This window comes from Curtobacterium sp. BRB10, from assembly GCF_031844325.1.
GTDB classification, from domain to species: domain Bacteria; phylum Actinomycetota; class Actinomycetes; order Actinomycetales; family Microbacteriaceae; genus Curtobacterium; species Curtobacterium poinsettiae_A.
Genome location: NZ_JAUZVA010000002.1, coordinates 542,669 through 563,296, shown reverse-complemented (window position 1 = coordinate 563,296; position 20,628 = coordinate 542,669). Strand labels below are relative to the sequence as shown.

Sequence of the window (20,628 nt, the reverse complement as noted above, 5' to 3'; positions counted from 1 at the left end):
GTCGTGGTGATGGGGTGTGCGGTGGGGTGTTCAGGCGACCTGGACGGCGTCCGGGACCCGATCGGGATCGGACTCGGCCCAGACCGGGCCGTCCGGGAACGCGTGGGTGGTCAGGGTGTCGGCACGCAGCTCGGTGCCGGCGCCGGGCGCGGTCGGCGGCCAGTAGCGGCCGTCGTGGACGTCGACCGGGGTCACGAAGTGCTCGTGCAAGTGGTCGACGAACTCGATGCACCGGGTGTCGAGGTCCCCGGTCAGGGCGACCGCGTCGAACATCGACAGGTGCTGCACCGCCTCGCAGAGGCCGACCCCGCCGGCGTGCGGGCAGACACGGACGCCGTGCTTGGCGGCGAGGAGCAGGATCGCCAGGTTCTCGTTCACCCCGGCGACCCGGGTGGCGTCGATCTGCAGCACCGACATCGAGCCGGCCTGGATCAGCTGCTTCGCGATCACCCGGTTCGCCATGTGCTCCCCCGTCGCGACCGGGATCGGGGCGATGCGTCGGGCGATCTCGGCGTGGGCGAGGATGTCGTCCGGGCTCGTCGGTTCCTCGACCCACGCGACGTCGAAGGGGCGGAGCCGGTCGATCCACGCCACGGCCTCGTCGACGTCCCAACGCTGGTTCGCGTCGATCGCGATCCGGACGTCCGGGCCGACGCTGGCGCGGGCAATGCCCATCCGGCGGACGTCCTCGTCCACGTCGCCGCCGACCTTGAGCTTGATCTGGGTGAACCCGTCGTCCACGGCTTCCCGGCACAGCCGCGCGAGCTTCTCGTCGTCGTAGCCGAGCCAACCCGGAGTCGTCGTGTAAGCGCGGTATCCCTCGCGCTCTAGGCGGGCCCGGCGTTCGGCACGCATCGGTCCGGCGGCGCGGAACAGGTCGAGCGCCTCGGCCGGGGTGATCGCATCGGTCAGGTAGCGGAAGTCCACCAGGTCGACGAGCTCCTCGGGGCTCAGGTCGGCGAGCAGTGCCCAGAGCGGCTGCCCCGTCCGCTTCGCCCGGAGGTCCCACAGGGCGTTGACGACGGCGCCGATCGCCATGTGCATGACGCCCTTCTCCGGGCCGAGCCACCGCAGCTGCGAGTCGTGCACCATCGCGCGCCAGGTGCCGCCCATGTCGGCGAGGACGGCCTCGGCATCGGCACCGACGACGTGACCACGAAGCGCCGCGATCGCCGATTCCTGCACCTCGTTGCCGCGGCCGATGGTGAAGACGAAGCCGGTTCCGACCAGGCCGTCGAGCGCGTCGGTGGTGATCTCGACGTAGGCGGCGGAGTAGTCGGGCGCAGGGTTCATGGCGTCGGACCCGTCGTGCTCTCGCGAGGTCGGGAACCGGATGTCGTGCACGTGCAGACCGGTGATGCGGCTCATCTGTGTCTCCTGCCGTCCGGTCGCCGTCGACCGAACGGTGCAATCAAAACATCCGATGTCTTGCGCGTCAAGAGGCTTGTTCTTGCTGTCATTGCGGATGTGGTCGCGCAACCGTCCGATGACTGACGGCGCGACGGCATGGACGCACAACGGCCTGGAGGCGAGGTGCGGGTCGGACCCGCACCGCGCCTCCAGGCCGTGGTCGCCCCGCGCCGGCGGCGACGCGATGGTCACGCTGGTCAGGCGGTGGCGAGCCGCCCCATCTCGGCGACGACCGCACGAAGCCGCGCCGCGAGCTCGTCGCGGGAGCCGTCCGCCGATCGGTGGGCCGACTCGATCACAGCCGCCATCACGAGAGTGGTCGCGGTCCGTGCGGTGTCCTCGTCGACGCGCTCGGCGGCGACCGCCAGCACGGTCTGGCGCGCGTGCGCCATCCACTGCATCATCGCCGGGACCATCTCGGGGCGGGCCTGGACGAGCTCCTTCATGCGCCGCCGGTCCTGCGGCAGGGTGACCGTCTGCGCGACGAGGTCGCAGAGGTCCGACACGAGCGGAGCGGTGGATCCGAGGAACGCTGCACGCGCCGTGTCCGGGACCGTCGTCGCCGGCAGTCCGAGCGCCGCTTCGGCCTTCGACGGGAAGTAGTTGAAGAACGTCCGCGGGGAGACGCCGGCGTCCGCGCAGATCTGCTCGACCGTCACCCCGGCGAGCCCGCGGTCGGTGACCAGTGCGAGTGCCGACCGATGGATGGCGGACCGGGTCTGCTGCTTCTTGCGTTCCCGCAGTCCGCAGTCGGTCGCGACGAGGTCCTCGGTGGTGGTGGGCTGGTGCACGTGCTGCGCTCCGTCCTGCTCTCGGGTCCGTGCGACGCCGGGCCTCCGCGTCGTGTGACGGGGAGGCCCGGCGTGACTCAGACCTGCGACCGACCGCCCTGGACGGGGATCGAACCGGTGACCGGGGCGGTGGGCGAGCCCATCGTGTCCGCGGCCCGCACAGCCTGCGCCTCGAGGTCGTCGGCGGTGCCGGCGTCGTCCGCCTGCTCCTGCAGGGCCGAGCTCTTGCGGAGCGGCGGCGCCTTGAAGAAGAAGCTCAGGACGAACGCGAGCAGGATCACCGCGAAGCCGACCCAGTAGACGGTCACGGCCGAGGCGTTGAACCCGGACATGAACGGCCGGGTCAGGGCGGCGTCCGCACCGTTCAGGTACGACGTGTCGCTCGTCTCGGCGTTCGAGTCGCTCGGGTCGTTCGCGCCCGTGTCGATCTGCTTCGACAGCTCCGGTGCGAGCTGGTCCACCCAGTAGGTGCGCTGCCCCGAGTCCGACCAGTCGACGACGAGCCGGCCGTCCTGCACGCTGGCGTGCGCCTTGTCGGCGGCGGCGGTGAGCGCCTGCTGCTGCACGGCGTCGGGAGCCCCGGCGGTGGCCTGGGTCACCTGGTCGGTGGCGGTGTCGAGACCGGACTGCACCTGCTGCTGGAGCGGGGTGACGATCGGGTCCCAGATCTGGTCCATGACGCCCTGGTTCGCCTTCGCGCCGGCGACCTCCGGGTCGAGCGCCGCGCTGAGGGCGGGCTTGAGGTTCGACTCGTCCGCCGTGGCGTGCAGGATGTTCGTCGGCATGAGCGAGAACAGGACGGACAGCAGGACAGCGGTGCCGAGCGTGCCACCGATCTGGCGGAAGAACGTGGCGGACGACGTCGCCACACCCATGTCACGCGGCTGCACCGAGTTCTGGGAGGCCAGGGTGATGCTCTGCATGAGCTGGCCGAGCCCGAGGCCGATGAGGAACATGCCGATCATCAGGAACCACAGCGGCTTGTCGATCGTCATGAACGTCAGGACGACGTAGCCGAGCGACACCAGGGCCGTGCCGATGACCGGGAAGATCCGGTACCGGCCGGTGCGGGCCACGATCTGCCCCGAAGCGATCGAGGCGACCATCAGGCCACCGATCATCGGCAGCGTCGCGAAGCCGGACTCGGTCGGCGTCAGGCCGGTGACGATCTGCAGGTACAGCGGGATGGTGAGCATCGCGCCGAACATCGCAAAGCCGACCAGGAAGCCCAGGATGGTCGCCATCGAGAACGTGCTCGAGCGGAAGAGCTTGAGCGGGATGATCGCGTCGTCCTGCATGCGGGTCTCGATCACCAGGAAGGCGACGAGGCCGAGCGCACCGATGACGTAGCAGGCGATCGCGCTGGCCGAACCCCAGCCCCACGTGCGGCCCTGCTCCGCGACGAGGAGCAGCGGCGCGAGCGTGACGATGACCGAGGTCGCGCCCCACCAGTCGATGCGCGGCTTGGCCTTGGCCTCGCCGAACTTCGGCAGGTGCAGGAACGCGATCACCATGAGGAGCGCGGCGACGCCGATCGGCACGTTGATCAGGAACACCCAGCGCCAGCCGGTGATGCCGACGATCGAGCTCGCACCGGCGAACAGGCCGCCGATCAGCGGGCCGATCACGGACGAGATGCCGAAGACCGCCAGGAAGTAGCCCTGGTACTTCGCCCGTTCGCGGGGCGCGAGGATGTCGCCCATGATCGCGAGCGGCAGCGACATCAGCGCACCGGCACCGATGCCCTGGAACGCGCGGAAGGCAGCGAGCATGGTCATCGACGTCGACAGGGTCGAGAGCAGCGACCCGAGGATGAAGACCGCGATGCCGAAGATGTAGAGCGGGCGACGACCGAAGACGTCGGAGAGCTTGCCGTAGATCGGCGTGGTGATGGTCGACGCGATCAGGTAGGCCGTCGTGACCCAGGCCTGCTGGTCGAGGCCGTGCAGGTCGTCACCGATCGTGCGGATCGCCGTGCCGACGATGGTCTGGTCGAGGGACGACAGGAACATGCCCGCCATCAGGCCGTAGATGACGAGCAGGATCTGGCGGTGCGACATGATCGGCTTGCCCGGCGTGCTCGCCGGGGAGTCCTGTCGTCCGCGCGACACCTCGACGGGTGCGGTGGCAGTGGACATGCGGGGTTCCTCACAGGGGATGTGGCGTGGTGGTCGTCGGCCTGGTCGGGACCCCGAACGGGTAGCAACCTTGCAGGCTATGCAAGTTTACATTGCGAGCACCTTTGCCGCCAGCGCAAAGTTGCCGTGCATGCATGTTCGTGTACGGGTTCTCAGGTAGCGTCGGCGCATGGGGCGAACCAGCTGGACCGACGTACCCACGACGCTGCGGCAGCGGGTGGCGTGGGTGCTGGGCGGTCCGGTCGTGACCGCCGAGTCCCAGGCGAGCGGGTGGTCTCCCGGCAGCGCCGACCGGGTGACGACCGCGGCGGGGCGACGAGCCTTCGTGAAGACGGTGTCGCGCTCGCGCAACGAGGACGCGCTCGAGCTGCACCGTCGCGAAGCCGCGGTCATGGCACAACTGCCGACGACCGTGCAGGCGCCGCAGCTGCTCGACGCACTGCACACCACGGTCGACGGCGACGACTGGGTCGCGCTCGTGCTCGACGACGTCGCGGGCCAGCACCCGGGTCGGCACCTCGACGGATCGGACACGGCGGCCGTGCTCGACGCGCTCCACACGCTGCCGCCCGCGACCGGTGGGCTGGCGACACTCCCCCGCATCGCCGAGGACCTGCGCGGCGAGTTCGGCGCCTGGGACCGGATGCTGGCCGACGACGCGGACGCCGCTCGCGTCGCAGAGGTCATCCCGCCGCACGTCCTCGACGCCGGCACCGCGATCGCGCGCGCGGCTTCCGGGGCAGCAGCGCTCGTCGACGGCGACCACCTCGTGCACGCCGACTGTCGAGCGGACAACCTGCTCGTCGACGACGCGGGGCTCGTCTGGGTGGTCGACTGGCCCTGGGCGAGCGTGGGCGCGCACTGGCTCGACCCGCTGACCTACCTGCTCGACACGCTCGTCCGCGGCGAGGACGCCGACGTCGAGCGTCACCTCGCCACGCACCCGGTGTTCGCCGAGGTACCGGCCGACACGATCGACGCCGTGCTGGCCGGGCTCGCCGGGTTGTTCTTCGAGCACGCCCTGCCGCCGGCGCCGCCGAACATGCCCACGATCCGCGACTTCCAGCGGCGCGAGGGTGTGGCGGCCGCCGAGTGGCTGCTCCGGCGCTGGGCCGAGTGACAGCGTGCCCGCCCGAGCGGGGGACGCGTCTGTCCAGGGAGCGCAGCGCGCCGGAGCGTACGGTCCACCGCATGACTGATGAGCACCGCACCCCGCGTCCCGAAGACGACGCCGCGCGCCTCGGTCTCGTCGTCGTCGGAGAGGCAGCAGCCCTGCAGTCCGGCGACGAGGCGGCACTGGACGCGAGCGAGCAGAACATCCGCGACACCCTCGACGAACTGGTCGACGAGCCCCTGACCCCGCGGCAGGAGGAGGTCGTCGAGCGACTCGCCTCGGCCGGCGGCACCCTGACCGCCGGACTCAGCGGCGCCCTCGCCGCCCAGACCGGTCGCAGCGTCGACGACGTGCTCGAGGGCGCGGCCCGCAGCGTCGTCTGGCAGCAGCGGCTCGCGGACGCGCGTGAGGACGCCGGCGCACAGCAGCGCGACCCGCAGAACGGCAACGGGCGCGACGAGGGCTGATCCCCCGACGCGCCCGCTGCAGGCACCCGCTCGGCTACTCGGCCGGTTCGACCTGTGGCACCGACTGCTCGCGCACGACGGCACGGGCAGCCGCCTGGCCCGTCGTGGTGCTCTTCACGATGTCGCTCAGGGTGAACCCGGCAGTGGCACCGAGCAACGCATCGACCTCGCTGAACTGACTGACGACACTCTTCGACAGCGCACCCGCGCCGTCGGAGGACACCACGGTGAGCGTGTCGATGTTGCCCATCGGGGCGGCGAGCTCGCGGGCGATGCTCGGCAGGGTCTCGATCGCCTTGACCCGCAGGACGGCCTCGGAGTGCTGCGCGAGCGCGTCGGCCTGCGCCTTGGTCGCATCGGCCTCGGCCTGACCCTTCGCACGGATCGCGTCGGCGGCGGCTTCACCCTCGGCGCGTGATGCGTCGGCGGCGAGCTTGCGGGCGTCCGCCTCGGCCTTCGCCTCGGCCGCGACGGCCTCCGCGGAGATCCGACGGGCCTCGGCCTGGGCGCGTGCGGTCTCGACCTGGGCCGCAGCAGCGGCTTCGGCCTCGACGCGTGTCTTGCGCGCCTGGGCCTCGGCGACCGCGGAGACCTCGGACTCGAGCTCGGCACGGCGCAGCTCGGCACGCTTCTGCGCGGTGATCTGCTCCTGCTCGACGACACCCTGGGACGCACGCGCCTGGGCGAGCGGGCCGGCGGCAGCGGCTTCTGCGGAGGCGCGGTCGGCGTCGAGTTGCAGCGCGGCACGACGGATGGCGAGGGTGTTCTCGGCCTCGGCGATCGCCTGGTCTGCGGTCGCGCGGGCCTCTCGAGCCTCACGATCGGCCTGGGCCTCGGCGTTCTCGGCTTCGAGTCGCACGCGTGCACGCTCCGCACGGCCGAGGTCGCTGATGTACTCGTTGCGGTCCGAGATGCCCTTGATCTCGAACGAGTCGACGTCGAGCCCCTGGCTGTGCAGTGCGTCCTTCGCGACGTCGAGCACGGCGACGGTGAGCTGGTCGCGCTTGCGGATGATGGTCGACACGTCGGTCGCGCCGATCGAGGCGCGGAGCGAACCGGACAGGACCTCGCGCGCGAAGTCGTCGATCTTCTTCTCCTGCCCGAGGAACCGCTGTGCGGCCGCCCGGATCGAGGCATCGGTCTCGCCGACCTTGACGAGCGCGACGGCCTCGACGTCGATGGTGACGCCGCGAGAGTCCTGCGCGTTGACGTTGATGTCGATCGCACGCGAGCTGAGCGACAGCTTCGCGACCTTCTCGAAGAAGGGGCGGACGAGCACGCCGGCGCCGAGCACGACCTTGATGCCGGACTCGACGGTCTCGGTGCCGTCGGCGTTCTTCACCTTGCGGGAGCGCTTGCCGGTGATGATGAGCGCTTCGTCGGCACCGGCGTTGCGGTACACGACCTTGGCGTAGATCAGCGCGATCACGGCGAGGACGATGAGCCCCACGATGATCAGCGGGACAGCTCCGAGCGCGAACAGGACTTCCATGACTCCCCCTTGAGGACCAGGCGCCAACCTGGATTCCGCATCTGTTGTTTCCGTTGACTCCCATCCTAGGAGCGAACGTGGACAGCCGGAGCGTGCGGGGAGGCGTTGGGGAGAACAGACGGGAGGCGCGGTGCAGGACCTCCTGCACCGCGCCTCCCGTCCGGGGTCGCGTCAGCGTCTACGCAGCCGCACGCCACCAGTCGTCGAAGGGCGTCGCCGGGACCTGACGCTTGTGCTCGGTCGCGCGGTAGCGCGACTCGATCGCCTCGGCGACCTCGACCGGCACGTCGTGGCCCTGCAGGTACGCGTCGATCTCGGCGTAGGTGAGTCCGAGGTTCGCCTCGTCGGTCTGCCCGGGCAGCTCGTCGAGCAGGTCAGCGGTGGGCGCCTTCTCGTACAGGCGGGCCGGTGCACCGAGGTGTTCGAGCAGCTGCCGACCCTGGCTCTTCGACAGCCCGGTGAGCGGGGTGAGGTCGACTCCGCCGTCGCCGTACTTGGTGAAGAAGCCCGTGACGGCTTCGGCCGCGTGGTCCGTGCCGACCACCAGCAGGCCGCGCTGCCCGGCGACCGCGTACTGGGCGACCATGCGCATGCGCGCCTTGACGTTGCCCTTCACGAAGTCGCTCAGCTCGACGCCCGAGGCCGCGGTGTCCTCCATGACCCCGTCGACCCCGTGCTCGATGTTCACGGTGATGCCCGGGTCGGCCGCGATGAACTGCAGGGCGAGCTGAGCGTCGTCCTCGTCGGCCTGCACACGGTAGGGCATGCGGACGGTCGTGAACTCGGCAGGGTGCCCCTCGGCGCGGAGCGACTCGACCGCGAGCTGGGTCAGGCGGCCGGCAAGGGTGGAGTCCTGCCCGCCGCTGATGGCCAGGAGGTACCCCTTCGCCCCGGTCGTCAGCAGGTAGTCGCGCAGGAACCCGACACGACGGGCGACCTCCCGCTCCGGGTCGATGGTCGGCTGGACGTTGAGATCCGCTGCGATGGCGGCTTGGAGTTCACGCACCACCCCAGTATCGCGCCGATCCGGCTCCGTGGACCGGCGGGTTCCCGAAGACGTCCATCCGATCGACCGGGAGGTCCCGGGGCGGCGGTGACCCCATCACCACGGGAACCGGCGACCCCCGAACCCGATCCGGTCACCGCTCGGACCGGGATCGTTGACAGTTCGATGGCTAACAGTTAGGGTCCTGATCATGCAGGCACCGGACTTCACGACACCGCTCCAGCTCATGCGGTGGATCGGATGGGCGCAGCGCAAGGGCGCCGAGGAGTGGGTCCGTGAGCGCGACCTCACCCACGAACAGTCGTTCGTGCTCGGGTACCTGCAGGAACACCCTGGCGCCATCCAGCGGGACATCGCCGAGGCCACACGGACCAGCGCGGCCAGCGTCTCGAGTCTCCTGCAGGGGCTCGAGCGGCGTGGCCTGATCGAACGACGACCGGACGCCACGAACGGGCGGACGAAGACGGTGCACGCCACCCAGGCGGGCATCGACCTCATCGCCGGGTTCACCGACGCGATGGTCGCCCTCGACGACTCCCTGCTCGCACCACTCGACGCGGACGAACGCGCCACCCTGCGGCGACTGCTGCAGAAGGTGACCGCGGAACTCGCGCCGCCGACCCGCTAGCCGGACCACCCGCACAACCCGCACAACCCGCACCACCCGCGTCACCGCACCGACCCGCTCCACGCACCACGCGCCTCCCGGCCGGATCCGCCGGCGCGCCCTCGCGACCCCGCGATCCCGCACCCTCGCGACCCCGCGACCCTGTCGGTCGCGCGCTCCCCCCTGCCGTGCCGGCGTCCGTCGGCGCGCCCACCGCCATGCCCGGAAGGGAACCGTCATGTCCACCACCACCACCACCACCGCTGCGGCGACGAACCGCTGGTACCTCTCCACTGCCCCGATCGCTCGAGCCCTGGTGCACCTGTGCGTGCCGATGGCCGCCGCGATGGTCGTCAGCGCCCTGTACAACGTCATCAACGCGGGCTTCATCGGCGCCCAGCACGACACGTCCCTGCTCGCCGCGATCACCTTCGGCACGCCGCTGCTCGGATTGGTGATGGCCGTGGGCGGGGTGTTCGGCGTCGGCGGCAGCGCCTTGATGTCCCGGTTGCTCGGCGCATCGGAACACGACCCCGACAAGGCACGGGACATCAAGCACGTCGCCTCGTTCGCGCTGTGGGGAGCGGTCGTGACCGGTGCCGTGCTCGGCGTCGTCGGACTCCTGCTGCTCCGCCCGCTCGTCGCCGTCCTCGGTGCCGACGCGGCAGCGGTCCCCGCCACGAGCGAGTACGTCGCCGTGATGCTCGCGTTCGTCCCCGTCCTCGCCGCGTCCTTCGCGCTCGAGCAGATCGTCCGCTCCGAGGGCGCCGCTCGGCAGGCGATGATCGGCCTGGTCCTGTCCACGGTCGGCAACCTGGTGTTCGACGTCCTGTTCATCCTGGGGCTGCACTGGGGCGTCGGCGGCGCCGCACTGGCGGTGGGCCTGGCCAACGTGGTCTCGATCGTCTACTGGGTCACCTGGCTGCAGCGGAACAGCGAGAACGTCAGCTTCGCGCCGAAGTGGTTCACCCTGCGTGCGGACATCCTGAAGCCCGTGTTCGGCATCGGCGTCGGCGAGCTGCTGCAGTCCGCGTTCCTCATCGTCACGACACTCGTCCTCAACAACCTCGCCGCTGCCTACGGTGACGACCCACTGGCGGCGATGGGCGTCGCGGTCCGCATCGCCCAGGTGCCGGAGTTCCTGGTGATGGGGGTGACCGTCGGCGTGCTGCCGCTGCTGGCCTACGCGTTCGGAGCGGGTGACGCCGTCCGACTGCGCTCCGGACTGCGCGCCGCGGCCCTGACCGTCGGCGGCATCGTGCTCGTCTTCTCCGGCACCGTGTTCGTGTTCCGCGAGCAGGTCTTCACGATCTTCTCCGGTGACCACTCGGTGCTCGCGATCGGCATGACGATCCTGACGGCACAGCTCGTCGCCGCCGTCGTCAACGGGTTCACGGGACTGCTCACCTCGCTGTTCCAGGCGACCGGGATGGTCATGCCCGCGATGGTGCTGTCGATGGCGCAGGGTGTGCTGTTCATCCCGATCGTGATCGCCGGCAACGTGTGGTTCGGGCTCGCCGGGATCATCTGGGCACTCACCGTCACCGAGGGCGTCGTGTTCGTCGCCGCCGTCGTCCTCTGGCTGGCGACGCGGGGCCGCATCGCCCGAGGCCTGGCCGAGGGCAGCCCGGCGCGCGCCGACGCCGAGCCGGAGGCCGCCCCCGTGGCGTGAGGCGCGTCGCCCCCGGCGTCAGGGACCACGTGCGGACGGGAGGCCCGGTGCCGGTCCGGCACCGGGCCTCCCGTCCGTCCCGTGGTCGCGTTCCGTGCGCCGCGCGCGCTTCGTGAGCAGGAACGGTCGGGTGCGCGCCTGCGACCCGACCGCTTCTGCTCATGAAGTGGGCTGGCGCCGCGCGCTACGCGCTGCGGCCGTGCCGCAGCAGCAGCACGACGACCGCGCCGGCCACCAGGACGGCTCCGGCGCCGAGGCCGATCCACACGCCCGGCGCGATCCCCGGCGACGAGGACGGAGCACCGTCCGAGGCTCCGGTGGCCGTCGCGGTGGCACTCGGAGTCGGCGTGCTGCTCGCCGTCGGGGTCGGGGTGACGCTCGCGCTCGGGGTCGACACGGGCGCTGCGGCCCGGTACTCGAACGCGAGCGTGCCCTCGATCGGATGGCCGTCGGGCGACACGTACCGCCAGAGCACCGTGTAGGCCCCCTGGTCGAGGTCGACCGCGCGGCGCATGGTCGTCCCGGAGACCGTCACGTCACCCGTGGCGACCTCGGTGCCGGAAGCGTCGGTCACCTGGATCCGGAGTCCGGCGTCGAGGCCGGCGAGCGGCGCCTCGGAGAAGGTGAGATCGACGGACTCGAGCGGTTCGGTGACGACCGCCCCGTCCGCCGGGGTGCTGCTGGTCAGGGCCGAGTGGGCCGACGCGGGCTGGACACCGACGAGCGTCAGCAGTCCCGCCGCGACGATCGCCAGTGCCGCTGCCGTGGTTCGGGCTGTGCGCATGCGCAGACTCTACCGATGGTGAAGCGACGACCAGCTGGGGTCGGAACCCGAGGGTCAGCGTTGTTCGCGGTCAGAGCTGTTCGCGGTCAGAGCTGCTCGCGGTCAGAGCTGCTCGCGGTCAGAGCTGCTCGCCGAGGAAGTCGGCGTAGGACGGCTCCCAGCGGACGTCGCCGACGCTCATCAGCTGGTGGCCCGTGCCCTCGAGGCGTTCGGCGACGAGCGCGGCGAGGTCTTCGGGCGAACGGAGTCCGTGGCGGTGCCAGTCGATCGGCATTCTGGCGGTCATGACGACCAGCCCTTCGTCGAGATGATGCGCATCTCGGATCCGACCGGGTCGACCCGCTGTGCCAGACCTCACAGGACGTGAGGAGCATCGTGACGACGGATCCCTGATGACCGACCCGGTTCCTCCACGCTAGGGGCTGGGGAGCACGGCGTCGAACGCAGTGCGCTTCTCGGCCGACGGGGTCACCCGCCGACGGCGGACGGGAGGCTCGGTGCCAGCTGGCGCCGAGCCTCCCGTCATCAAGGAGTCGCGCCCACGGCGCGGTTCCGCTCGGTCAGTCGGTGCCCGAGTCGAAGGCCGCGCCCTCGGAGGCCAGGTCGGTGCGACGGCCCATGGCGTCCTCAGCGTCGGACGCGACGATGGCACCGCCGAGGATCTCCTCGGCCTCGCCAGCCTCGAGCTCACCGACGAGCTCGGCCGTCGCGCCACCGATGAGACCGGAGGCGGCGTACTGCTCGAGCCGCGAACGGGAGTCCGCGATGTCGAGGTTGCGCATGGTGAGCTGGCCGATGCGGTCGTCCGGGCCGAACGCGGCGTCGCCGACGCGTTCCATCGACAGCTTGTCCGGGTGGTAGGACAGCGCCGGACCCGTCGTGTCGAGGATCGTGTAGTCGTCACCGCGACGCAGGCGCAGCGTGACCTCGCCGGTGACGGCGGAGGCGACCCAGCGCTGCAGCGACTCGCGGAGCATGAGGGACTGCGGGTCGAGCCAGCGGCCCTCGTACATCAGGCGACCGAGACGGCGGCCCTCGTTGTGGTACGAGGCGACCGTGTCCTCGTTGTGGATCGCGTTGAGCAGGCGCTCGTAGGCGATGTGCAGCAGCGCCATGCCGGGTGCCTCGTAGATGCCGCGGCTCTTCGCCTCGATGATGCGGTTCTCGATCTGGTCGGACGCACCCAGGCCGTGGCGGCCACCGATGGCGTTCGCTTCGTAGACCAGGGCGACGGCATCCGTGTACTCGACACCGTTGATCGCGACGGGGCGACCGGCCTCGAACCGGACGCTCACGATCTCGGTCGCGACCTCGACGTCGTCACGCCAGGCGGCGACGCCCATGATCGGCTCGACGATGTCCAGGCCGCTCGACAGCTCTTCGAGGCTCTTCGCCTCGTGCGTCGCACCCCAGATGTTCGCGTCGGTCGAGTACGCCTTCTCGGTGGAGTCGCGGTACGGGAACCCGCGGGCGACGAGCCACTCGCTCATCTCCTTGCGGCCGCCGAGCTCCTCGACGAACTCGGAGTCGAGCCATGGCTTGTAGACGCGCAGACGCGGGTTGGCCATCAGGCCGTAGCGGTAGAACCGCTCGATGTCGTTGCCCTTGTAGGTGGAGCCGTCGCCCCAGATGTCGACGCCGTCTTCCTTCATGGCGCGGACGAGCATCGTGCCCGTGACCGCGCGGCCGAGCGGCGTCGTGTTGAAGTAGGTCTTGCCGCCGGAGCGGATGTGGAACGCGCCGGTCTGCAGGGCGACCAGGCCTTCTTCGACCAGGGCGCTCTTCGCGTCGACCAGTCGCGCGATCTCCGCGCCGTACTCGTGGGCGCGGCTCGGGACGGCGTCGATGTCCGGCTCGTCGTACTGGCCGATGTCGGCCGTGTACGTGCAGGGGATCGCTCCCTTCTCGCGCATCCAGGCAACGGCGCAGGAGGTGTCGAGACCCCCTGAGAACGCGATGCCGACTCGTTCGCCGACGGGGAGACTGCTCAGGACCTTGGACACGGGGTCAATCGTACGGGGAGACCGGGGATCCCTACCGTCCAGCGCGACGGTTGTGGAGAACTCCCCTGCAAAGTGCCCCTGGAGGGACTCGAACCCCCAACCGTTTCCTTAGGACGGAACTGCTCTTCCATTGAGCTACAGAGGCTGGCCCGTCCACTCTAGCGGCGGAAGCCCTGCAGGAACGCGTGCAGTTCGTCGACGAACAGGTCGGGTTGCTCGAACGGCGCGAAGTGCCCGCCGCGGTCGAGTTCGTGGTGGAACACGAGGTTCGTGGTGCGCTCGAGCCACTCGCGCGGCGCCCGCACGATGTCACCGGGGAAGATCGAGAACCCGGACGGCACCTCGACCCGTCGTTCCAACTGATCCGCCGGGATCGCCGCGTTCGCGTGGTACATCCGCATCGCCGAGCCGATCGTGGCGGTGGCCCAGTACTCGGTGAGCAGCGCCAGGACCTCGTCGCGCGTGTAGACCGACCACAGGTCCCCGTCGCAGTCGCTCCACGCCCGGAGCTTCTCGACGATCCAGGCGGCCAGCCCCGCGGGTGAGTCGTTCAGCCCGACGGCCGCGGTCTGCGGCTTGGTCCGGTGCAGCATCGCGTAGGCGCCCTCGGCGGTGCGCCAGCGGCCGGTCGCGGCGACGAACTCCCGCTCCGCTGCCGACAGCGTCGACACGTCCAGCCCCGGCCAGGCGAGCCCGCCGTCGATCCGGTGCACGGCGACGACCCGATCGGGGTGGTCGAGCGCCAGGTAGCGGGCGACGTGCGTGCCGATGTCGCCGCCGGACACTGCGAACCCCTCGTACCCGAGGTCCGTCATCAGTGTCGCCCACATGTCGGCCACCTGCCGGGCGTCGAGCACCTGCGGTGGTGCCTCAGAGAAGCCGTACCCGGGCATGTCCGGCACGACGACGTCGAACCCGGCGTCGACGAGCATCGGCAGTACCTTCCGGTACCGCCACCCGGAGTCCGGCCAGCCGTGCGCGAGCAGGACCGGCAGCGCGTCGGGCTGGGAAGCGCGAGCGTGCAGCACGTGGATGCCGATGCCGTCGACGACGACACGACGAGAGGGCAGGGCGGCGAGCTCGGCACGGTGCGCGTCGAAGTCGAACCCGTCGGCCCAGTACTCGACGAGTGGGCGGAGGACGTCGAGGTCCACGCCGAGCGACCAGCCGACCCCGGCGGGCGCGTCCGGCCAGCGCGTCGCGCGCAGCCGAGCGCGCAGGTCGTCGATGGTCGCGTCGTCGATGTGCGGTGTCTCGCCCATGCCGGCGACGCTAGTCGGCGCCGCCGACAGGCGGACTGGAGGCCCGTGGCGGCGTCACCACGGGCCTCCAGTCCGTCGCGTGAGCAGAAGATGCCGGGTGGCAGACGGCGACCCGGCGTCTTCTGCTCACCGGTTGCGGCCGCTACGCGGCCACGAGGTACTCGTCCCACTCCGCCTGCGGGCGCTCGATGCCGCGCACGACCCACGAGGACCCGTGCGGCACCTTCGGCGGGAACCGGAGGCGCCACCCCATCTCCTGCGGGGTGCGGTCACCCTTGGTGTTGTTGCAGGCCAGGCAGCAGGCGACGAGGTTCTCCCACGAGTCCTGCCCACCGCGCGACCGCGGCTGCACGTGGTCGATCGTGGTGGCGTGCCGGCCGCAGTAGGCACAGTGGTTGCCGTCCCGACGCAGCACACCGCGACGGGACACCGGCACGAGCCTGGAGTGCGGGATGCGCACGTAGCGGGTGAGGATGATGACGGACGGACGGTCGTAGCTCGACGTCGACCCGGTGACCGGGTGTTCGACGTCGGCGGCGACGATGGCGGCCTTCTGGTTCATGACCAGCACGAGGGCTCGTCGGAACGAGATCACCGCGAGTGGCTCGTAACCGGCGTTGAGGACGAGAGTGCGCATGGGTTCCCTTCCGACGTGCCTGGACGGCTTCCAGGCGCTGCGGGTGCGTCGGACCGACGACGCGAACGGGTGAGGACGACCTGTTCACACCCCTGGAACCACGAAGAGCACCACCCGGATGGGCAGTGCTCTCGTCATGCAGGGGCGTGCTCGTGCACGCAGGCTGTGCTCGACCATATGTCGACGCGCGCGCGCCGACCCATGGTGCGGGTCGTGCGGAACATCGACATGAGGGTCTCCTGTTCGCGCCGGTGCGGACCGGTGCAGCGTCAGGTTAACCCAGAAACCGGCCCGGCACGAGGGTGCGCGGGCCGGTTCCGGTGAAGTTCACACGCCGGAGGGGCAGTGGTCGCTAGATGCCGAAACGGACGATGTGGTAGTCGCTGGTCCAGATCGGACGGATCTGCACCGTGCCTCCGGGCTTCGGGGCGTCCATGATCATGCCGTTCCCCATGTAGAAGCCGTCGTGCGCCTCGTTGTTGAAGATGACGACGTCACCGGGCTGCGCCTCGGACTCGGGGATCGTGGTGCCCGCCTGGTCCTGCAGCGGCACGGAGTGCGCGAGGTTGATGCCGTACTGGGCGTACACGAACATGATGAAGCCGGAGCAGTCGAAGCCCGACGGGTCCGCGCCACCGAAGACGTACGGGGTGCCGATGTACTGCTTGCCGGTGGCGACCACGGCCGGCAGCGAGAACGGGGTGTCGGCGGCGGAGGAGCTGGCCGCGTACTCGGCGGCCGTGGGCCCGGTGTACGAGGAGTACTGCTTCGCGGTCGCGGCGCGGGCGGTCTCCGTCTGTTCGGCCTGCTCGGCGGCTTCCTTCGCTGCGGCTGCCTGGTCGGCGGCGGCCTGCTTCGCGGCCTTCTCGGCGTCGAGCGTCGCGGTCGACGTCGCGCCGTAGCCGTCACGGCTCGTGTCGGCCAGCGCCACGGCGTCGGAGACCGACAGCTCCTGGCTCTGCGTGGCACGGGCCTGCCGCTGGGCGTCGGCGACGGCCGTCGAGTTGCTGGAGGTCGTCGCGGCGAAGGCCGGGGCGACCGCGACCGTGCCGAACATGCCCGCGGCCACGGTGAGGACGACCGGCGCGAGGAACTTGCGCTTGCGCGACGACGAGCTGGCCTTCGCCGTGCTCGCGGCTGCGGCGGCCTGCGCGGCACGGCGACCACCGGGCAGCGGGGCGGAGCGCACCGGCACGACCGTGCGGACCGGGCGGCCCTCGGTCTCGCGTACGGCCCGCCGGGTGAGCGGGGCGGTGGTTGCGTTCTCGGTGTTCGTCGGGTTCGCGGGCGTCTGGTCGTCCGCGGCGGTACCGGTCTGCGTCAAGAGGTGTGTCTCCAACGTCTCGTCATCACGCCGCCGTGGGTGTCCGGCGGTGTGCAACCCCATCCGTTCGTCATCGTTTCCGATCGAGGCAGGAGACGGGTTCGAGACGTCCTGCCACGGGTCACCGGCTCAGGGGCAGCGCGGCGACTCGGACGAGTGTACGGAGGCACCGTTACCGTGTCGAGACCAAACGCCCCGTGGGTAACGAATCGGTAAAGACTCTCAGGGAGGACCCGCGAAGCGTCAGTCGCGCTCGATGTAGACGTGCTGCGCGACCTCGATGGGCAGCTCGATGCCCGAGTCCTCGCCCTCGACGCGGACCGCGACGTAGGCGCCCGCCCGCTGCACGCTCGCGATGCGTCCGGGCATGACGCCCGCGGTGCGGAGCTGGTGCAGGAGCTCCGGTTCGAACTGCACGGGCTCGCCCAGGCGTCGGACCACGCCGGTCGTGACGGCGTCGGTGCCCTCGGTCGCGGCGACGATGTTCTGGACGCCGTCGAGGAAGCCGGCTGCCGCGGGGCCACCGATCTCGGCCAGTCCGGGGATCGGGTTGCCGTACGGCGACTCGGTCGGGTTGCCGAGCATCTCGAGCAGGCGGACCTCGACCTGCTCGCTCATGACGTGCTCCCACCGGCAGGCCTCGTCGTGCACGAAAGCCCAGTCGAGTCCGATGACGTCGGCCAGCAGGCGTTCGGCCAGGCGGTGCTTGCGCATCACGTGGGTGGCGCGGGAACGACCTTCGTCGGTGAGCTCCAGGTGGCGGTCACCGGAGACGACGACCAGACCGTCGCGCTCCATGCGGGCGATGGTCTGCGAGACCGTCGGGCCCGAGTGTCCGAGGCGCTCGGAGATGCGCGCGCGCAGCGGCACGATCGCCTCTTCCTCGAGGTCGAGGATGGTGCGAAGGTACATCTCCGTGGTGTCGACGAGATCGGTCACGGTCCGCCTCTCATGTCTGGGCCCAGCGCCGACCACACTACTTGTTCGCACCGACGAACACCGACCGGCGCCCGGGTGCACCTGAGAAAGGGTCATCCGACGCGGTGGTCGGGTGGGCCGAACCCTCCCCGTCCGGCCGGTACACGGGCTCGGGCAGGCGGATCCTCGTCGGTAGGATCGGTGCATGGCAGACATCGTCATCCCGGCCGAACTCCTCCCCACCGACGGTCGCTTCGGCTGCGGTCCGTCGAAGATCCGCGGTGCCCAGCTCGAGTCCCTCGTGACGCGCGGCGCCACGATCCTCGGCACCTCGCACCGCCAGAAGCCCGTGAAGGACCTGGTCGGCAGCGTCCGCTCCGGCCTCGCCGACCTGTTCCAGATCCCCGAGGGCTACGAGGTCGTCCTCGGCAACGGCGGTTCGACCGCGTTCTGGGACGCCGCCGCGTTCGGCCTGATCGAACGCCGTGCCGAGAACCTGTCCTTCGGCGAGTTCGGGTCGAAGTTCGCCAAGGCCGCAGCCGCCCCGTGGCTCGAGGCCCCGCACGTCGTCGAGGCACCCGGTGGTTCCCTCGCCGCACTCGAGCCGGTGGAGGGCGTGGACGTCTACGCCTACCCGCACAACGAGACCTCGACGGGCGTCATGGCCCCGGTCGTCCGCGCGACCGGTGACGCCGGCGCCCTCACCGTCGTCGACGCGACCAGCGCCGCCGGCGGTGCCCTGTTCGACGTCAGCGCCACCGACGTCTACTACTTCGCCCCGCAGAAGAACTTCGCCTCGGACGGCGGCCTGTGGCTCGCGCTGCTCTCCCCCGCAGCGATCGAGCGGATCGAGCGGATCGCCGCCTCCGACCGGTACATCCCGGAGTTCCTGTCGCTCAAGAACGCCGTCGACAACTCCCGCCTGGACCAGACCCTGAACACCCCCGCGATCTCCACGCTGCTGCTCCTCGACGAGCAGGTGCGGTGGATGAACGAGTCCGGCGGCCTGGCGTGGGCGGACCTCCGCACGAAGACCTCGTCGTCGACCATCTACGACTGGGCCGAGGCCAGCGACTCCGCGACCCCGTTCGTCTCCGACCCCGCCGCTCGGTCCCAGGTCGTCGCCACGATCGACCTCGACGACTCGATCGACGCCAAGGCCGTGGCCGCGACCCTGCGTGCGAACGGCATCGTCGACACCGAGCCGTACCGGAAGCTGGGCCGCAACCAGCTGCGCGTCGCGACGTTCACCGCGATCGACCCGGACGACGTCGCGAAGCTCGTGCGCGCGATCGACTTCACGATCGACGCCCTGCGCTGATCCCGGGGACACCCGCCGGAACCAGAACGGGCCCGGCACCACCGGATCGGTGGTGCCGGGCCCGTTCGTCGGTCCGGGTGGATCAGGCGCGGTGGAAGCCCGGGTCGGTCTCGCCGGCGTCGAGCTGGTCGACCTCGAGATCGGCGTCGGGCTCGAACGGCTGCACGCGACGGGCACGGCGGCGACGGGGCGGTTGCGGGGCCTCGTCCTCGGCTGCCGATGCAGCGGCGGCGCTGTCGGTGCCGGCGCCGGTGTCGCTCACGTCGGCGAGCGCATCGACGTCCACACCCTCGATGTCGTCGTCGTCCGACTCGTCGAGGTCGTCCTCGTCCGCGTCGAACTCGTCGTCGTCGTCCTCGTCCGAGTCGTCGTCGTCCTCGTCGTCGTCCGAGTCGTCGTAGTCCTCGTCCTCGTCCGAGTCCTCATCGTCATCGTCATCGTCGGACTCGTCGTCGTCTTCGTCGTCATCCGACTCGTCGTCGTAGTCCTCGTCCGAGTCCTCGTCCGACGCGTCCCCGGTGCCGTCCTCGCCCTCGTGCTCCTGCGCGGCCCGGTACTCGGCCAGCCGCTCGGACCACGGCACCCACTCCGGCGCGACGAGCGAGCCGTCCCCGGGCATCAGCTCGACCTCGAGCACGGTCGGTTCGTCGTCGCCGACCTTGGCGACGCTGACGGTCCACCGCCACCCGGGGTAGCCGGGCAGCCGGTTGGCGAACAGGACGGACACGACGCCGTCCCCTTCGTCCACCGTGCCGACGGGGGCACCGACGGTCGACTCCGGGGTGACCTCGAGCAACGCCTCGCGCGCCAGGTCGGTGTAGTCGATGGACGCTGCGTCGATGGACGCTGCGTCAACTGACGCTGCGTCGATGGACGCTGCGTCGACGGACGCTGCGTCAGGAGCCGTCTCGGCCCCTGCTGTCTCGGACTCGGTCATGGGGTCACGCCTCCAACTGGTCTGCGACGTGCCGCAGGATGGCGGCGATGCGATCGCCGTTCTTCGGGTAGCGGCCGTGGCGGAGGTCTCCGCTGATCCGGTCGAGTTCCTTCACCAGGTCCTCGACGATCACGGCCATGTCGTCCGCGGAGCGACGGGTCATCCGCGACAGCGACGGCTGGGGCTCGAGCAGCCGCACGGACAACGCCTGCGACCCCTTCTTGCCCTGGACGACGCCGTACTCGAGCCGCGTGCCGGCCTTGACGGTCACGACGCCGTCGGGCAGCGAGGACGCGTGCAGGAACACCTGGTCGCCGTCGTCTCCGGTGATGAAGCCGAAGCCCTTGTCGTCGTCGTAGAACTTGACCTTGCCGGTGGGCATGCGTGGACTCCTCGAGGTCGTGGTACGGCCGTGGTGCGTCGGATATCCTGGGTCGATGGCCAAGCCGACCCGATCAACCGGGAACCCGCAGGACTCCGCAGAACCCCCGGTGACGTTCAATCGTACCGAACGCGCTCTGGCGTTCATGATCGGTGGGATCATCATCCTCGGCCTGCTCTGCTTCGTCGCGATGATCATCATGTGGCTCACCGCCCCCGCCGCCCAGGGTTCGATGCCGTGGCCGGTGGTCATGGCGATCCCGCTCTACGGCTTCCCGATCGCCATGGTGCTGGTCTTCACGCTCCTCGGCATCACCTGGACGCGTCGCGCACGAGCGAACCGGACGGCTCGCTGACGTCCGGC

Annotated in this window: 20 protein-coding genes and 1 tRNA gene; 6 read left to right on the top strand and 15 right to left on the bottom strand. The window is 70.5% G+C overall.

Translation table 11 applies throughout. The features are described from left to right. Positions 1-30: 30 nt before the first annotated feature. From Q9R26_RS06550 to Q9R26_RS06540, 3 genes are all read right to left on the bottom strand, one after another. Positions 31-1,368 (bottom strand): enolase C-terminal domain-like protein, encoded by a 1,338-nt coding sequence (locus Q9R26_RS06550; RefSeq protein WP_311226835.1) that lies wholly within the window; start codon positions 1,366-1,368, stop codon positions 31-33. A 239-nt stretch (positions 1,369-1,607) separates the two neighbouring features. Then, a complete protein-coding gene (locus Q9R26_RS06545) occupies positions 1,608-2,201 on the bottom strand; it encodes a TetR/AcrR family transcriptional regulator (protein WP_209135242.1) in 594 nt (197 codons plus the stop codon). A gap of 77 nt (positions 2,202-2,278) precedes the next feature. Then, on the bottom strand, positions 2,279-4,339 hold the full coding sequence (locus Q9R26_RS06540; RefSeq protein WP_311226834.1) for an MDR family MFS transporter: 2,061 nt from the start codon (positions 4,337-4,339) through the stop codon (positions 2,279-2,281). A 169-nt stretch (positions 4,340-4,508) separates the two neighbouring features. Between Q9R26_RS06540 and Q9R26_RS06535 the strand changes: the two genes are divergently transcribed. Both Q9R26_RS06535 and Q9R26_RS06530 read left to right on the top strand, forming a co-directional pair. After that, positions 4,509-5,459, top strand: coding sequence for a phosphotransferase (locus Q9R26_RS06535; protein WP_311226833.1), 951 nt, complete (start codon positions 4,509-4,511; stop codon positions 5,457-5,459). Positions 5,460-5,530: 71 nt separating this feature from the next. Then, positions 5,531-5,920 (top strand): hypothetical protein, encoded by a 390-nt coding sequence (locus Q9R26_RS06530; protein ID WP_209135248.1) that lies wholly within the window; start codon positions 5,531-5,533, stop codon positions 5,918-5,920. A gap of 34 nt (positions 5,921-5,954) precedes the next feature. On the opposite strand, the gene Q9R26_RS06525 is transcribed toward Q9R26_RS06530, so the two are convergent. Together Q9R26_RS06525 and nadE are read right to left on the bottom strand one after the other, a co-directional pair. Beyond that, on the bottom strand, positions 5,955-7,412 hold the full coding sequence (locus Q9R26_RS06525) for an SPFH domain-containing protein (protein ID WP_311226832.1): 1,458 nt from the start codon (positions 7,410-7,412) through the stop codon (positions 5,955-5,957). A gap of 178 nt (positions 7,413-7,590) precedes the next feature. Beyond that, positions 7,591-8,418, bottom strand: a complete 828-nt coding sequence (gene nadE, locus Q9R26_RS06520; RefSeq protein WP_311226831.1) for an ammonia-dependent NAD(+) synthetase — start codon at positions 8,416-8,418, stop codon at positions 7,591-7,593. A gap of 190 nt (positions 8,419-8,608) precedes the next feature. On the opposite strand from nadE, the gene Q9R26_RS06515 reads away from it, so the two are divergent. Further along, positions 8,609-9,046, top strand: a complete 438-nt coding sequence (locus tag Q9R26_RS06515) for a MarR family winged helix-turn-helix transcriptional regulator (protein WP_027466582.1) — start codon at positions 8,609-8,611, stop codon at positions 9,044-9,046. A gap of 217 nt (positions 9,047-9,263) precedes the next feature. After that, the gene (locus Q9R26_RS06510) at positions 9,264-10,697 is read left to right on the top strand and encodes an MATE family efflux transporter (protein ID WP_311226830.1); all 1,434 of its coding nucleotides are present in this window, start codon (positions 9,264-9,266) and stop codon (positions 10,695-10,697) included. Between the two features lie 184 nt (positions 10,698-10,881). Here the strand turns inward: Q9R26_RS06510 and Q9R26_RS06505 are convergent, their stop codons facing one another. The 8 genes from Q9R26_RS06505 to Q9R26_RS06470 all read right to left on the bottom strand — a co-directional run bounded on the left by Q9R26_RS06505 (position 10,882) and on the right by Q9R26_RS06470 (position 17,646). Beyond that, positions 10,882-11,481 carry a copper resistance protein CopC gene (locus Q9R26_RS06505; RefSeq protein ID WP_311226829.1) on the bottom strand — a complete coding sequence of 200 codons (600 nt, stop codon included), beginning with the start codon at positions 11,479-11,481 and terminating at the stop codon, positions 10,882-10,884. Between the two features lie 118 nt (positions 11,482-11,599). Beyond that, entirely contained in the window at positions 11,600-11,767 is a 168-nt protein-coding gene (locus Q9R26_RS06500) for a hypothetical protein (protein ID WP_182065313.1), read from the bottom strand. 274 nt (positions 11,768-12,041) lie between these two features. Continuing rightward, a complete protein-coding gene (gene argG / locus Q9R26_RS06495; protein ID WP_182065314.1) occupies positions 12,042-13,484 on the bottom strand; it encodes an argininosuccinate synthase in 1,443 nt (480 codons plus the stop codon). A 73-nt stretch (positions 13,485-13,557) separates the two neighbouring features. Then, positions 13,558-13,629, bottom strand: a tRNA-Arg gene (locus Q9R26_RS06490). Between the two features lie 13 nt (positions 13,630-13,642). Beyond that, positions 13,643-14,746: an alpha/beta fold hydrolase gene (locus Q9R26_RS06485; RefSeq protein ID WP_311226828.1), complete on the bottom strand. Its 1,104-nt coding sequence runs from the start codon at positions 14,744-14,746 to the stop codon at positions 13,643-13,645. A 142-nt stretch (positions 14,747-14,888) separates the two neighbouring features. Next, positions 14,889-15,383 (bottom strand): HNH endonuclease, encoded by a 495-nt coding sequence (locus Q9R26_RS06480; RefSeq protein WP_027466591.1) that lies wholly within the window; start codon positions 15,381-15,383, stop codon positions 14,889-14,891. Positions 15,384-15,735: 352 nt separating this feature from the next. After that, positions 15,736-16,707, bottom strand: coding sequence for a C40 family peptidase (locus Q9R26_RS06475; RefSeq protein ID WP_182065316.1), 972 nt, complete (start codon positions 16,705-16,707; stop codon positions 15,736-15,738). Positions 16,708-16,950: 243 nt separating this feature from the next. Beyond that, positions 16,951-17,646, bottom strand: a complete 696-nt coding sequence (locus tag Q9R26_RS06470) for a metal-dependent transcriptional regulator (RefSeq protein WP_182065317.1) — start codon at positions 17,644-17,646, stop codon at positions 16,951-16,953. Positions 17,647-17,830: 184 nt separating this feature from the next. Here Q9R26_RS06470 and serC point away from each other — a divergent pair, with 184 nt between their 5' ends. Beyond that, positions 17,831-18,946 (top strand): phosphoserine transaminase, encoded by a 1,116-nt coding sequence (gene serC / locus Q9R26_RS06465; RefSeq protein WP_209135260.1) that lies wholly within the window; start codon positions 17,831-17,833, stop codon positions 18,944-18,946. Positions 18,947-19,028: 82 nt separating this feature from the next. Here serC and Q9R26_RS06460 read toward each other — a convergent pair whose 3' ends face one another. Together Q9R26_RS06460 and Q9R26_RS06455 are read right to left on the bottom strand one after the other, a co-directional pair. Further along, positions 19,029-19,883 (bottom strand): DUF3027 domain-containing protein, encoded by an 855-nt coding sequence (locus Q9R26_RS06460; RefSeq protein WP_311226827.1) that lies wholly within the window; start codon positions 19,881-19,883, stop codon positions 19,029-19,031. 4 nt (positions 19,884-19,887) lie between these two features. After that, the gene (locus tag Q9R26_RS06455; RefSeq protein WP_017888041.1) at positions 19,888-20,265 is read right to left on the bottom strand and encodes a cold-shock protein; all 378 of its coding nucleotides are present in this window, start codon (positions 20,263-20,265) and stop codon (positions 19,888-19,890) included. 55 nt (positions 20,266-20,320) lie between these two features. Here Q9R26_RS06455 and Q9R26_RS06450 point away from each other — a divergent pair, with 55 nt between their 5' ends. Beyond that, the gene (locus Q9R26_RS06450) at positions 20,321-20,620 is read left to right on the top strand and encodes a multidrug ABC transporter ATPase (protein WP_182065320.1); all 300 of its coding nucleotides are present in this window, start codon (positions 20,321-20,323) and stop codon (positions 20,618-20,620) included. Positions 20,621-20,628: the final 8 nt, after the last annotated feature.

Coding starts and splice junctions, on each gene's coding strand:
- Q9R26_RS06550 (WP_311226835.1), bottom strand. CDS start 1,368: ATGAGCCGCATCACCGGTCTGCACGTGCACGACATCCGGTTCCCGACC.
- Q9R26_RS06540 (WP_311226834.1), bottom strand. CDS start 4,339: ATGTCCACTGCCACCGCACCCGTCGAGGTGTCGCGCGGACGACAGGAC.
- Q9R26_RS06535 (WP_311226833.1), top strand. CDS start 4,509: ATGGGGCGAACCAGCTGGACCGACGTACCCACGACGCTGCGGCAGCGG.
- Q9R26_RS06530 (WP_209135248.1), top strand. CDS start 5,531: ATGACTGATGAGCACCGCACCCCGCGTCCCGAAGACGACGCCGCGCGC.
- Q9R26_RS06525 (WP_311226832.1), bottom strand. CDS start 7,412: ATGGAAGTCCTGTTCGCGCTCGGAGCTGTCCCGCTGATCATCGTGGGG.
- Q9R26_RS06515 (WP_027466582.1), top strand. CDS start 8,609: ATGCAGGCACCGGACTTCACGACACCGCTCCAGCTCATGCGGTGGATC.
- Q9R26_RS06510 (WP_311226830.1), top strand. CDS start 9,264: ATGTCCACCACCACCACCACCACCGCTGCGGCGACGAACCGCTGGTAC.
- Q9R26_RS06505 (WP_311226829.1), bottom strand. CDS start 11,481: ATGCGCACAGCCCGAACCACGGCAGCGGCACTGGCGATCGTCGCGGCG.
- Q9R26_RS06500 (WP_182065313.1), bottom strand. CDS start 11,767: ATGACCGCCAGAATGCCGATCGACTGGCACCGCCACGGACTCCGTTCG.
- Q9R26_RS06485 (WP_311226828.1), bottom strand. CDS start 14,746: ATGGGCGAGACACCGCACATCGACGACGCGACCATCGACGACCTGCGC.
- Q9R26_RS06480 (WP_027466591.1), bottom strand. CDS start 15,383: ATGCGCACTCTCGTCCTCAACGCCGGTTACGAGCCACTCGCGGTGATC.
- serC (WP_209135260.1), top strand. CDS start 17,831: ATGGCAGACATCGTCATCCCGGCCGAACTCCTCCCCACCGACGGTCGC.
- Q9R26_RS06460 (WP_311226827.1), bottom strand. CDS start 19,883: ATGACCGAGTCCGAGACAGCAGGGGCCGAGACGGCTCCTGACGCAGCG.
- Q9R26_RS06455 (WP_017888041.1), bottom strand. CDS start 20,265: ATGCCCACCGGCAAGGTCAAGTTCTACGACGACGACAAGGGCTTCGGC.
- Q9R26_RS06450 (WP_182065320.1), top strand. CDS start 20,321: ATGGCCAAGCCGACCCGATCAACCGGGAACCCGCAGGACTCCGCAGAA.